The sequence below is a fragment of the Kitasatospora sp. NPDC004272 genome (assembly GCF_053603035.1).
In genome coordinates, this window is record NZ_JBSGET010000195.1 from 1 (window position 1) to 11,729 (window position 11,729).

The window sequence follows — 11,729 nt, forward strand, 5'->3', positions numbered from 1 at the left end:
GGTGCAGGTGCGCGGCGATCCCCGCCCCCGCGGCCGCCCCCTGGTTCATCCCGATGTTGAACCCGTGCGCCCCCGAGGCCGCCCGCAGCGCCGTCATCGCCTTCTTGGTGAACTCCCCCAGCTCCGCCGTCTCCGGCCCGTCCAGCTCGGTGTAGTCCGCGACGTGCCGGTACGGCACCACCATCAAGTGCCCCCCGTTGTACGGGTACAGGTTCAGCACCGCGAACACCGACTCCCCGCGCTGGACGATCAGCCCCTCCTCGTCACTCAGCTGCGGGATGGAGCAGAACGGACAACCGTCGTCGGGAGCCGGCCCGGTGGGCTTGTTCTCGCCCTGGATGTACGCCATCCGATGAGGTGTCCACAGGCGACGGAAGCCGTCCGGCTCCCCCACGCCCCGCTGCAGTTCCGGCTCACTCGTCATGCCCGCCAGCATAAGCGCCACGGCCCACGAACAGAGCAGTGCGGGGCAGACTCCCGGAGGAGACCGCCCCGCACGTCACTCAGGTCCGTCCTACCGGGATCAGACCTGCACCCGGCTGCGCACCGCCTCGACGATCTCGGCGATCGCCTCGGCCTTCGGCACGCCGTTCTTCTGCTCGCCGCTGCGGTAGCGGAACGACACCGCGCCCGCCTCGACGTCGTCGTTGCCCGCGATCAGCATGAACGGCACCTTGCTGCGCTGCGCGTTGCGGATCTTCTTCTGCATCCGGTCGTCCGAGGTGTCGACCTCGACCCGGATCCCGTGCTTCTTCAGCTCGGCCGCCACGTCCAGCAGGTACGGCACGTGCTCGTCGGTGATCGGGATGCCGGTGACGGTGACCGGGGCCAGCCACGGCGGCATGGCGCCCGCGTAGTGCTCCAGCAGCACCGCGAAGAAGCGCTCAATCGAGCCGAACAGCGCCCGGTGGATCATGACCGGCCGCTGCCGCGAGCCGTCCGCCGCGGTGTACTCCAGGTCGAAGCGGTTCGGCAGGTTGAAGTCGAGCTGCACGGTCGACATCTGCCAGGTCCGGCCGATCGCGTCGCGCGCCTGGACGGAGATCTTCGGGCCGTAGAAGGCCGCGCCGCCCGGGTCGGGCACCAGCGGGAGGCCCTGCTTCTCGGCCACACTGGCGAGGACGGCGGTGGCCTCCTCCCAGTCCTCGTCGCTGCCGACGAACTTCTCCGGGTCCTTGGTGGACAGCTCCAGGTAGAAGTCGTTCAGGCCGTAGTCCCGCAGCAGGTCCAGCACGAAGGTCAGCGTGCGGTCCAGCTCGTCGGCCATCTGCTCGCGGGTGCAGTAGATGTGCGCGTCGTCCTGGGTGAAGCCGCGGGCCCGGGTCAGGCCGTGCACGACGCCGGACTTCTCGTAACGGTAGACCGTCCCGAACTCGAAGAGGCGCAGCGGCAGTTCGCGGTAGGAGCGGCCGCGCGCGTCGAAGATCAGGTTGTGCATCGGGCAGTTCATCGGCTTGAGGTAGTAGTCGACGCCCTCGTCCAGCTGCATGGGGGGGTACATGCCGTCGGCGTACCAGTCGAGGTGGCCGCTGGTCTCGAACAGCTTCCCCTTGGTGGCGTGCGGGGTGTAGACGAACTCGTAGCCCTCCTCCTCGTGCCGCTTGCGCGAGTAGTCCTCCATGGTGCGGCGGATGATGCCGCCCTTGGGGTGGAAGACGGCGAGGCCGGAGCCGATCTGCTCGGGGATCGAGAACAGGTCGAGTTCGTTGCCGAGCTTGCGGTGGTCGCGCTTGGCGGCCTCCTCCAGGAAGTCGAGGTGGGCCTTGAGCTCGTCCTTGGTGGGCCACGCGGTGCCGTAGAGGCGCTGCAGCATGGGGTTCTTCTCGCTGCCGCGCCAGTACGCGGCGGCGGAGCGCATCAGCTTGAAGGCCGGGATGTGCCGGGTGCTGGGCAGGTGCGGGCCGCGGCAGAGGTCGCCCCAGCAGAGTTCGCCGGTCTTCGGGTCGAGGTTGTCGTAGATGGTCAGCTCGCCGGCGCCGACCTCGACGTCCGCGCCCTCGCCGGCGGTGGCGGCGGAGCCCTTGAGGCCGATCAGTTCGAGCTTGTAGGGCTCCTTGGCGAGCTCCTCGCGGGCGGCCTCGTCGGTGACCACCCGGCGGGAGAACTTCTGGCCCCGCTTGATGATCTCCTGCATCTTCTTCTCGATGACCTTGAGGTCGTCCGGCTGGAACGGCCGCTCGACGTCGAAGTCGTAGTAGAAGCCGTCCCGGACGGGCGGGCCGATGCCGAGCTTGGCCTCGGGGAAGACCTGCTGGACGGCCTGGGCCATCACGTGCGCGGTGGAGTGCCGCAGGATGTCGAGGCCGTCGGGGCTGGAGATCACGACGGGTTCGACCACGTCGCCGTCCTGGACGGCGTAGGCGAGGTCCTTGAGCTGGCCGCCGACCCGGGCGGCGATCACGGCGCGGTCGTCGGCGAAGAGCTCGGCGGCCGTAGTGCCCGTGGTCACCACGCGCTCTTCCCGATCGGGTTCGCGGTTGATGATGATCCGGACGTCCGTCACCGGTCTCTCCTGACGTTCTGGCTACCGTGGCGCAGCTGAACCGCTGCACCGTGCATGGTACCGAGCCCGGCCGCGTCCACGTCGCCAAGGGCCGGACGCCGCCAGCGTGGTCATCCGGTCACGTTCCGCCACGATTCGGACGTCGGGGACGGTTGACCGGCCCCGGAGTGCGGTATCACTCCCTCACGGTGCGGCCGCTGCACCGGTCCTCGGTGGCAGCGGCGCCCGGCAAGGACCGTGCGGCGTCTGAGGGGGCGTCATGCAGCAGATGGGTTCCTGGTACCGCGGTCCGCTGGCGTCCTTCGACACCGAGACGACGGGTGTCGACGTCGAGCGGGACAGAATCGTTTCGGCCGCCCTGGTGGTGCAGTCCGCACCGGGCGGGGCGGCCGCCGTCCGGACGTGGCTGGCCGACCCGGGGGTGCCGATCCCGGAGCCGGCCCGGGCGGTGCACGGCATCACGGACGAGCAGGTGCGGGCGCACGGGCGGCCGCCGCGCGCGGTCGCGGTGGAGGTGGCCCGGGCGCTGGCCGAGCAGGCCCGGGCGGGTGTGCCGCTGGTGGTGATGAACGCCCCGTACGACTTGACGCTGCTGGACCGGGAGTTGCGCCGGCACGGGGCGGGGTCGCTGGCGGAGGCGCTGGAGGGCGCGGAGCTGCTGGTGCTCGATCCGCGGGTGCTGGACAAGCAGTTCGACCGCTACCGCAAGGGCCGGCGCACGCTGACCGACCTGTGCGCGCACTACGGCGTGGAGTTGGTGGGCGCGCACGACGCGGCGGCGGACGCGCTGGCGGCGATGGAGCTGGTGCGGGAGGTGGCGTCCCGGCACGGGGCGCGGCTGGGCGGGCTGTCGCCGGCCGAGCTGCACCTGCGGCAGGCGGTGTGGCACGCGGCGCAGGCGCGCGGCCTGGAGCGGTGGTTCGAGCGCTCGGGCGCGCCGGAGCACGTGGACACGGCCTGGCCGGTGCGGCCGGCCCGCTGCCGCTGCGGTGAGCGCCTGGAGCCGGGCCACGCCTGCGAGTTGGCGGCCTGACGCCCCGTCGGGGAGGGTCGGGCGCGGAAAAACGCCGCAGGCCCCGACGGCGTGGTCGGGGCCTGCGGTGTGCTCGGTGGGCGATACTGGGATCGAACCAGTGACCCCTTCGGTGTGAACGAAGTGCTCTCCCGCTGAGCTAATCGCCCGGGCAACGAGAAGAACTGTAGCACCACTTGGGCCCGGGTCCACAATCCGTTCCACGGACGGTCCCCCAGTTCCCCTTCCGGGAGGGCGCGTTGAATGTCCGTCAGAACTCGGGTCGGAGCATGCGGAAAAGGCGCAGGGCCCCGACCTGATAAACAAGTCGGAGCCCTGCGCCTGTGCATTCCGGTGGGCGATACTGGGATCGAACCAGTGACCCCTTCGGTGTGAACGAAGTGCTCTCCCGCTGAGCTAATCGCCCGGGTGCAGGGAAAACATTACCCCATCCGCGCGGGTGCTCCGAACACCCGCACCGCCGCCCGGGCCGCCGCCGGCCCCGCGCCCCGGCCGGCCTCCCCCGGCACCGGCTCCGACCAGCGGCGCCGGTCGGCCACGGCGGGTGACCGCCCCGGTCGGGGCGGTCGCCGGACCGCGGCGGCCGGAGGCGGTCCGGGCGCCGGGCGGAGCCAGGTTCGTGGGTTCCTCCAGTCCCCCGCGGGCCGCCCCGGTGCGACCGCCGGTAATGCCCTGCCGTTACCGGCCCGCCGCCCGGGCGGCCGGAGCCGCCGGGGGATTCCGCAATGCGCCGGAAGGGGTACGACTCGCACCGGAATCGGGACAGACGGGTTTACACCGGGCTTTCAGGTGGGATGGTCCGTTCGCCGACGTGCGATTCCCCGAGCGCACACTGAGCGAAAGGCCCTGGCGCTTATGAACACCACGGTCAGCTGCGAGCTGCACCTGCGCCTCATCGTGTCCAGCGAGTCCTCACTGCCCGTCCCCGCGGGCCTGCGCTACGACACTGCCGACCCCTATGCCGTGCATGCGACGTTCCACACCGGAGCAGACGAGACCGTGGAGTGGGTGTTCGCCCGCGACCTCCTCGCGGAGGGGCTGCACCGACCGACCGGTACCGGCGACGTCCGGGTGTGGCCGTCCCGCAGCCACGGTCAAGGCGTGGTTTGCATCGCCCTGAGCTCTCCGGAAGGAGAGGCCTTGCTGGAGGCCCCGGCCCGGGCGCTTGAGTCCTTCCTCAAGCGGACGGACGCCGCGGTGCCCCCCGGCACCGAACACCGTCACTTCGACCTCGACCGGGAGCTGTCCCACATCCTCGCCGAGAACTGAACCCCGTACGAGTACGGCCCGCCGTCGCGCGGCGGCGGGAACGCCTCGATGCGCACCGTCCTACTCGGGGGCACGGTCGCAGCTCGCAGCCGCCCCGGCGGCCTCGGGGTCCGGCCCCGGGTGTCCCCTCCCACCGGAGGGGACACCCGGGGCTCAGTCGCGTCCCGGCCCGGCTCCCGGCCCGGGAGCCGGGCCGCCGTGGGCGGGGGCCGGTAGAGTCGGCGCGCGATGACCGACGCGCCGGCCCCGGGGCCGGCGCCGCGTGAGGAGCCCCCACGTGCTGATCACCCATGACACCGAGTGCGCGCTGAGCATCCTGGTGGAGCTGCTGAACACGGCGCCCGAAGCGTGCGGCAGCGAACGGCTGCCCGACGTGGCGGCGCTGAGCGCCTTCGTGGTCCGGCAGGAGATCAGCGAGATCGACTCGCTCGGTCCGGCGGACCTGGCCGCGGTGCACGAGCTGCGCACCCGGCTGCGCGAGGTGTTCTCGGCCGGTTCGGTCGAGCGGGCCGCGGAGCTGGTGAACGCCGTGGTCGCGGAGGCCGGCACCACGCCCCGGCTGACCAACCACGACCACCACGGCTGGCACATCCACTACTTCGCCCCGCACGCCGCGGTCGGCCGGCACCTGGCCGCCGAGCTGGGCATGGCGCTCGCCTTCATCGTGATGGCCGGCGAGCTGGAGCGGCTGCGCCGGTGCGGGGCGCCGGGCTGCGCCCGGGTGTTCGTCGATCTGTCCCGCAACCGTTCGCGCCGCTACTGCGACAGCCGCACCTGCGGCAACCGGCTGCACGTCGCGGCGTACCGGGCCCGGCAGCGCTCGGCGGAGGCGGTGCCGGGCCCGGAGGCGGTGCCGGGCCCGGAGGCGGTGCCGGCCGCGGGCCGCTGAGCCCGGTCGGCGGGGGGCTCCCGGCCTGGGAGACTTGGCGGCATGAGTGATTCCTCGCTGCCCCGTGTCGAGTTCTGGTGCGACCTGCTGTGCCCCGACTGCCGTACCGCGCTGGACGACGTCCGGGCGCTGCGCGAGCGGTTCGGTGCCGCGCTGACCGTCGAGCTGCGGCACTTCCCGCTGGAGAAGCACAAGCACGCGTACCCGGCGGCCGAGGCGGCGGCGGAGGCGTTCGAGCAGGGGCGCGGCTGGGAGTTCGCGGAGGCCGTGCTGGCCCGCCTGGAGGACGTCGAGCGGGGCGGGGCGGCGGTGCTGGTGGAGATCGCCGGGGCGGTCGGGGTGGACGCGGACGAGGTGGACACCGCGCTGGTCGACGGTCGGCACATGCTGTGGGTCGACGCGGACGTGGCCGAGGGCCGGGCGATCGGGGTCACGGGCACGCCGACGTACGTGGTGGCCGGGAAGCGGCTGGACGGCGGGCAGTCGCAGGACGGGCTGCGGGAGCGGATCGTCGAGCTGCTGAACGGCTGAGCGGGCGGAGCAGGGCGGGCCGGGGCGGGTCAGAGCGGTTTGCCGAGCAGGTGCCGGGTGGTCCGGTAGCCGAGCGACTCGTACAGGCCGAGCGCCACCGCGTTGTCGCGGAACACGTTCAGGCCGAGGTGGCGGACGCCGGCCCGCAGGCACTCGCGTTCGGCGATCCGCATCAGGGTGCGGCCGTGGCCCCGGCCGCGGTGCTCGGGGGCGACCTCCACCAGCATCACCCAGGCGAGCGGGCTGCCGTCGGGCAGCACGTCCTGGTGGAGGGTGACCCAGATCGTGCCGAGGACGCTGCCGTCGGCGTCGAGCAGGTGGCGCAGCACGGTGCCGACGGTGGAGAGGCCGACGGGGAGGGCGCGTCGGTGGTCGCTCTCGGCGCGGGCGGCGGCCTCCTCGGGGCCGAGGCCCGCGGTGATCAGTTCCTCGCGGTAGCCGGCGACGGCGGCCTGCTGCCAGGCCGGGTACTCCTCGGCGGTTATCGGACGGTCCGTCAATTCGCTTGTCTGGGACGGGAGTCGGTCGAGCTGCTTGCCGAGGTTGCGCATCTGCTCGGTGTACCCGAGGGCGTGCGCGAGGCGGAGCGCGACGGGGGCCTCGACCGGGACGGTGACCTGTGCCCGGGCACAGCCCCAGTAGCGGAGCACCTCCTCGGCGGCGAGCACCGCGACGGTGCCGCGCCCGCGGCGCCGGTCCGGTTCGGCCACCTCCAGTTCGCAGATCTCCCCCGGGTAGCGCCCGCTGCGGCCCCACGCGTTGGTCCGCAGCCCGCCCACCCGCCGCCCGTTCACCATGATGTGCCAGCGCTGCGTCCGCCCGCCGCCGACGCCCGCTTCCTCGGGCCCGTCGGGCCGCAACGTGGTGGTCATGCCGTCTCCCTTTCCCGCCCCGGACGCTCTTCTATCCCCGCCCCGCCCGCTTCCCGCCGCAGCCGCAGGCACCCCGGGCCCCGGCGCGGCCGGTTCCCGCTCAGACCGGGTCGCGGTCCTGCCCGGCGCGCTCCGCGAAGAGCTCCATCGCCTTGCGGGTGACCGGCCCGATGCCCGGGAGCTCGCGGTCGTCGATGCGGGTGACGGCCTGGACGTCGCGGAGGGTGGAGGTCAGGAAGACCTCTTCGGCGTCGGCGAGGGCTTCGAGGGGGACGTCGGTCTCTTCGGCGCCGGTCCAGTCGAGGACGAGGTGGCGGGTGATGCCGGCGAGGCAGCCGGAGGCGAGGGTGGGGGTGAGGAGGCGGCCGTCGAGGACGAGGAAGACGTTGGAGCCGGTGCCTTCGCAGAGCCGGCCGGCGGTGTTGGCGAGGAGGGCTTCGCTGGCGCCGGCGCGGTGGGCGGCGGCGAGGGCGATGACGTTCTCGGCGTAGGAGGTGGTCTTGAGGCCGGTGACGGCGGAGTGTTCGTTGCGGCGCCAGGGGACGGTGACGACCGAGGTGGTCTCGGGGCGGGGGCTCGCGGTGCCGAGGGCGGCGATCAGGCTGGGGCCGGCGGTGCCGCGTTCGGAGCCGAGCGGGGAGGTGCCGCCGGTGTAGGTGATCCGCAGGCGGCCGAGCGGCAGCGGCTTGGCGGCGAGGACGGCGGCGCAGGCTTCGCGGACCAGGTCGTGGTCGGGGTCGGGCAGGCCGAGGCCGCGGGCGGAGCGGGTGAGGCGGTCGAGGTGGCGGGTGAGGGCGAAGGGTTCGCCGTGTTCGGTCTTGACGGTTTCGAAGACGCCGTCGCCGACGGTGAGTCCGTGGTCGAGGACGGAGAGTGCGGCGTCGTCCTCGGCGGTGAGGGTTCCGTTGACCCAGATCATCGGCGGGTTGCTCCTTCGGGTGTTTCGGGGGTGCCGGTGGAGGCTATCGCCACCAGCCGGGCGGCTTTGAGCTCGGTTTCCCGCCACTCGCGGTCGGGGTCGGAGTCCCAGGTGATTCCGGCGCCGGTGCCGAACTTGAGGACGGGGGCGCCGGTGGTGGGGCGTTCGATCCAGAAGGAGCGGATGCCGACGGCGAGTTCGGCTTCGCCGCGGTCGGCGTCGACCCAGCCGACGGCGCCGCAGTAGGGGCCGCGGGGGGCGGTTTCGAGGTCGCGGATGATCCGCAGGGCGCTGCTCTTGGGGGCGCCGGTGACGGAGCCGGGCGGGAAGGTGGCGGCGAACAGGTCGGCCCAGTCGGCGTCGGGGCGCAGGGTGCCCTCGACGGTGGAGACGAGGTGGACCAGGCCGGGGTGCTTCTCGACGGCGCACAGGTCGGGGACGGTGACGGTGCCGGTCCCGCAGACCCGGCCGAGGTCGTTGCGGACCAGGTCGACGATCATCACGTTCTCGGCGTGGTCCTTGTCGAGCAGGTCGTGCTCGGTGCGTCCGGTGCCCTTGATCGGTCCGGAGCGGACGGTGCGGCCGCGGCGGGCGAGGTAGAGCTCGGGGGAGGCGGTGGCGATCTCGACGCCGTGGTCGGGGAGCCGGATCGTTCCCGCGTACGGCGCGGGGTTGTGGGCGGCGAGCAGGCCGGTGAGGGCGTCGATGTCGGTGCGGTCGGGGTCGGGCAGGGGTGCGCTCAGCACCCGGCAGAGGTTGGCCTGGTAGACCTCGCCGGCGGCGATGTGCTCGCGGATGCGGCGGACTCCGGCGCGGTAGGCGTCGGCGTCGAGGGAGCTGTGCCAGTCGGCGGGGTCGGGGCCGCGCCAGCGGTCGGTGGCGGGCGGGGCCGGGTCGGGGCGGACGTCGGCGAAGCGGGCGCAGGTGAGGCGGCCCTCGAAGTCGTGGGCGACGGCCCAGAATCCGCCGCGTTCGAGGGCGGCCGGGTCGTGGGTGACTTCGCGCAGCCCGGTGGCGAGGCGTCCGGCGAAACGGGCCATCGGCTGGTGCGGGCTGGGGGGCGGGGTGCGGCCGGACACGGTTCTCCTGCGCGGATGTTCGGTGCTGCCCGCTGCCGGTGCCGTGTCGGGCGCCGGGCGCGCGCGGGCGCGGGGCGGGCCCCGGGGGATCGCCCCGGTACCGGAAAGTCTAGGTCGGGGGCCCGGTGGAACGTCCGGGCCGGGCGGGGCGGTTCGGCGTCCGGCGGCCACCCCCGCGCCACGCTGCGGGAACGGATTTTTCAGCTGGGCCGGGGATCCGCTAGAGTTCAACACGTCGCCAGGGAGCGCAGCCGGGAAAACCGGAGGCGGACCGGGCAGACAGGCGGACGTGGCTCAGTTGGTAGAGCATCACCTTGCCAAGGTGAGGGTCGCGAGTTCGAATCTCGTCGTCCGCTCGATGGGGAACAGGGTAAGATCGTTCTCCAGGAGTTCGAGAAGTTCAGAAGTTGCCTGGTGGAGTGGCCGAGAGGCGAGGCAACGGCCTGCAAAGCCGTGTACACGGGTTCAAATCCCGTCTCCACCTCCAAGAGGTACCGTCCGGTTTCGACCGGGGGTCCTCCCCGCGCGATTAGCTCAGCGGGAGAGCACTACCTTGACACGGTAGGGGTCACTGGTTCAATCCCAGTATCGCGCACTGGTCTTCGGATCCCGGTCCTCAGGATCGACCCGCGCGATTAGCTCAGCGGGAGAGCACTACCTTGACACGGTAGGGGTCACTGGTTCAATCCCAGTATCGCGCACTCAGGCTTCCCAGCTGTGGGATTCCTGGCGCACCCGCGCGATTAGCTCAGCGGGAGAGCACTACCTTGACACGGTAGGGGTCACTGGTTCAATCCCAGTATCGCGCACCACGGTTGAGAGCCGCGGTCCACTTCGGACCGCGGCTCTCGGCGTTCGACGGCGGTGGTCGGGAAACGGTGGTGGCCGGGAACGGCACGCCCTCACCGACGTGTCGTTCCCGGCCATCCGGTGAGCCGGAGCTGCAGCCTGTGCCACTCACGCTGTCCGTCCACGACGGTGAGGGCGGCTCCGGCCGGCGAGGACCCCTACCCCATGAGGGGTCAGCGCCCGATCAGGTCGGCGACCGCTCTGGTCTGGGTCGCCAGTTGGTCCCACGCTCCGAACAGGGCCAGCAGCAGGACGGCGCAGGGCAGGACGATGGCGAGTGCGACGACCGGGTGCCGGGTCTCCGTGGCGGGGAGGTGGCGGCGGCGAAGGGCTCTGTTGAGCGGTGCCATGGTGTGCTGGGCTCCTGCCGGGCTGGTGCTGCGGGTCGGGTCGGGCGGGACGGGTGGTGCGGGGTGGTGCGGTCTGCAGCGGGGGCGGTGTCTCGGGGGACGAGCGGGGCCGCCCTCGCTTGTGACAACCGTATGCGGGGGGACCGACGGGATCGTCATGCCCGCGTACCGTTCCGTTCGCCTCCGCTGGGATGAGGAGCGGCGGCGCGGCGTACTCCTGGAGGCGGAGACGGGGGGACGAGGACCCCTGAGTCGGCTTCGGGGTCGTCCCCCGGGGGGTGGCCGGAGGCCGGCCGGTGCCCGGGCCGGGCCGGTGGGGCGGCGGCGGGCTTCTGACGGGGCGTCGGGCCGGGCCGGGGTCGGTTCGGGTGCGGATCGCCGCCGCTGGGAGCGGGCGGGGGGCGGCTGGCGGAGCGGGACCGGCACGCTGATCGGACAATCCCACCGGCGGTTCGCGTGTTGCGTGTCGACGCGGGGCCGCTACCTGTCCGTAAGCTGTCCCGAGACAGTTGTCTGACGATGCCCCACATCCGACGGGGCCTCACCCCACAGGCTGACGGAACGGGAACGGGTACGGCAGATGGCAATGATGCGGCTGAGGCGTGAGGACCCCCGCATCGTCGGCCCGTACCGGCTGCACCGGCGGCTGGGCGCCGGCGGGATGGGCGTGGTGTACCTGGGCTCCGACCGCAAGGGGCAGCGGGTCGCGCTGAAGCTGATCCGCGCCGAGCTGGCCGAGGACGCCGAGTTCCGCACCCGCTTCGCCCGGGAGATCGCCGCCGCCTCGCGGATCCGCGGCGGCTGCACGGCCCGAGTGGTGGGCTCCGACATCGAGACCGAGCGGCCCTGGCTGGCCACCGCGTACGTGCCCGGGCCGTCGCTGTACAAGCAGGTCTCCGAAGAGGGGCCGATGGCCTGGCCGGACGCGGCGCGGATCGGCTCGGCGCTGGCCGACGGGCTGGTCAAGGTGCACGAGGCCGGGGTGGTGCACCGGGACCTGAAGCCGTCGAACATCCTGCTCTCCCCCAAGGGCCCGCGGATCATCGACTTCGGCATCGCCTGGTCGCGCGGCGCCTCCACCCTCACCCACGTCGGCACCGCGGTCGGCTCGCCCGGCTTCCTGGCGCCCGAGCAGGTGCGCGGCGCGGCCGTCACGCCCGCCACCGACGTGTTCGCGTTCGGGGCGACGCTGGCCTTCGCGCTGACCGGCGAGTCGCCGTTCGGCTCGGGCGCCTCCTCCGAGGTGATGCTGTACCGGGTGGTGCACGAGGAGCCGGACCTGACCGGCATCCCGCCGGTGCTGGCCCCGCTGGTCGGCGCCTGCCTGGCCAAGGAGCCGTCCGAGCGCCCGCCCGCGGCCGCGCTGCACGAGCGTCTGAGCGAGCTGGCGGCGCGCGGCGGCGGCGGGGCCGGCCGGGCGGCCGCCGCCCGGGCC

Annotated in this window: 11 protein-coding genes and 7 tRNA genes; 10 read left to right on the forward strand and 8 right to left on the reverse strand. The window is 72.8% G+C overall.

Annotation, left to right across the window (positions count from 1 at the left end; translation table 11 throughout):
• Positions 1 to 436 (reverse strand): HIT family protein (locus tag ACWEO5_RS35690; RefSeq protein ID WP_452166275.1); only part of this gene is annotated, 436 nt, incomplete at its 3' end.
• Positions 437 to 523: 87 nt separating this feature from the next.
• Positions 524 to 2,503, reverse strand: a complete 1,980-nt coding sequence (gene thrS, locus ACWEO5_RS35695) for a threonine--tRNA ligase (RefSeq protein WP_452166269.1) — start codon at positions 2,501 to 2,503, stop codon at positions 524 to 526.
• A gap of 268 nt (positions 2,504 to 2,771) precedes the next feature.
• Between thrS and ACWEO5_RS35700 the strand changes: the two genes are divergently transcribed.
• On the forward strand, positions 2,772 to 3,536 hold the full coding sequence (locus tag ACWEO5_RS35700) for an exonuclease domain-containing protein (protein WP_452166276.1): 765 nt from the start codon (positions 2,772 to 2,774) through the stop codon (positions 3,534 to 3,536).
• 77 nt (positions 3,537 to 3,613) lie between these two features.
• On the opposite strand, the gene ACWEO5_RS35705 is transcribed toward ACWEO5_RS35700, so the two are convergent.
• Positions 3,614 to 3,685, reverse strand: a tRNA-Val gene (locus tag ACWEO5_RS35705).
• A gap of 185 nt (positions 3,686 to 3,870) precedes the next feature.
• Positions 3,871 to 3,942: transfer RNA gene (locus ACWEO5_RS35710), tRNA-Val, on the reverse strand.
• A gap of 449 nt (positions 3,943 to 4,391) precedes the next feature.
• Here ACWEO5_RS35710 and ACWEO5_RS35715 point away from each other — a divergent pair.
• The 3 genes from ACWEO5_RS35715 (at position 4,392) to ACWEO5_RS35725 (ending at position 6,225) form a co-directional block, all read left to right on the forward strand.
• The gene (locus tag ACWEO5_RS35715) at positions 4,392 to 4,805 is read left to right on the forward strand and encodes an SsgA family sporulation/cell division regulator (RefSeq protein WP_030459107.1); all 414 of its coding nucleotides are present in this window, start codon (positions 4,392 to 4,394) and stop codon (positions 4,803 to 4,805) included.
• 277 nt (positions 4,806 to 5,082) lie between these two features.
• On the forward strand, positions 5,083 to 5,694 hold the full coding sequence (locus tag ACWEO5_RS35720; RefSeq protein WP_452166270.1) for a CGNR zinc finger domain-containing protein: 612 nt from the start codon (positions 5,083 to 5,085) through the stop codon (positions 5,692 to 5,694).
• A 42-nt stretch (positions 5,695 to 5,736) separates the two neighbouring features.
• Positions 5,737 to 6,225 (forward strand): DsbA family protein, encoded by a 489-nt coding sequence (locus ACWEO5_RS35725; RefSeq protein WP_344551485.1) that lies wholly within the window; start codon positions 5,737 to 5,739, stop codon positions 6,223 to 6,225.
• Positions 6,226 to 6,254: 29 nt separating this feature from the next.
• On the opposite strand, the gene ACWEO5_RS35730 is transcribed toward ACWEO5_RS35725, so the two are convergent.
• The 3 genes from ACWEO5_RS35730 to ACWEO5_RS35740 form a co-directional block, all read right to left on the reverse strand.
• Positions 6,255 to 7,097 carry a GNAT family N-acetyltransferase gene (locus tag ACWEO5_RS35730; protein WP_452166271.1) on the reverse strand — a complete coding sequence of 281 codons (843 nt, stop codon included), beginning with the start codon at positions 7,095 to 7,097 and terminating at the stop codon, positions 6,255 to 6,257.
• Between the two features lie 100 nt (positions 7,098 to 7,197).
• Positions 7,198 to 8,016 (reverse strand): aminotransferase class IV, encoded by an 819-nt coding sequence (locus tag ACWEO5_RS35735; protein WP_452166272.1) that lies wholly within the window; start codon positions 8,014 to 8,016, stop codon positions 7,198 to 7,200.
• Positions 8,013 to 9,056 carry a chorismate-binding protein gene (locus ACWEO5_RS35740; protein WP_452166277.1) on the reverse strand — a complete coding sequence of 348 codons (1,044 nt, stop codon included), beginning with the start codon at positions 9,054 to 9,056 and terminating at the stop codon, positions 8,013 to 8,015. The genes ACWEO5_RS35735 and ACWEO5_RS35740 overlap by 4 nt, the downstream gene beginning before the upstream one ends.
• 322 nt (positions 9,057 to 9,378) lie before the next feature.
• Between ACWEO5_RS35740 and ACWEO5_RS35745 the strand changes: the two genes are divergently transcribed.
• The 5 genes from ACWEO5_RS35745 (at position 9,379) to ACWEO5_RS35765 (ending at position 9,907) form a co-directional block, all read left to right on the forward strand.
• Positions 9,379 to 9,451, forward strand: a tRNA-Gly gene (locus tag ACWEO5_RS35745).
• A 57-nt stretch (positions 9,452 to 9,508) separates the two neighbouring features.
• Positions 9,509 to 9,582: transfer RNA gene (locus ACWEO5_RS35750), tRNA-Cys, on the forward strand.
• A gap of 36 nt (positions 9,583 to 9,618) precedes the next feature.
• Positions 9,619 to 9,690, forward strand: a tRNA-Val gene (locus ACWEO5_RS35755).
• A 34-nt stretch (positions 9,691 to 9,724) separates the two neighbouring features.
• A tRNA-Val gene (locus ACWEO5_RS35760) sits at positions 9,725 to 9,796 on the forward strand.
• A gap of 36 nt (positions 9,797 to 9,832) precedes the next feature.
• Positions 9,833 to 9,907, forward strand: a tRNA-Val gene (locus ACWEO5_RS35765).
• Positions 9,908 to 10,117: 210 nt separating this feature from the next.
• Here the strand turns inward: ACWEO5_RS35765 and ACWEO5_RS35770 are convergent.
• The gene (locus ACWEO5_RS35770; protein ID WP_452166273.1) at positions 10,118 to 10,294 is read right to left on the reverse strand and encodes a hypothetical protein; all 177 of its coding nucleotides are present in this window, start codon (positions 10,292 to 10,294) and stop codon (positions 10,118 to 10,120) included.
• 580 nt (positions 10,295 to 10,874) lie between these two features.
• On the opposite strand from ACWEO5_RS35770, the gene ACWEO5_RS35775 reads away from it, so the two are divergent.
• Positions 10,875 to 11,729, forward strand: an 855-nt coding sequence (locus tag ACWEO5_RS35775) for a serine/threonine-protein kinase (RefSeq protein ID WP_452166274.1), incomplete at its 3' end; no start/stop codon positions are given.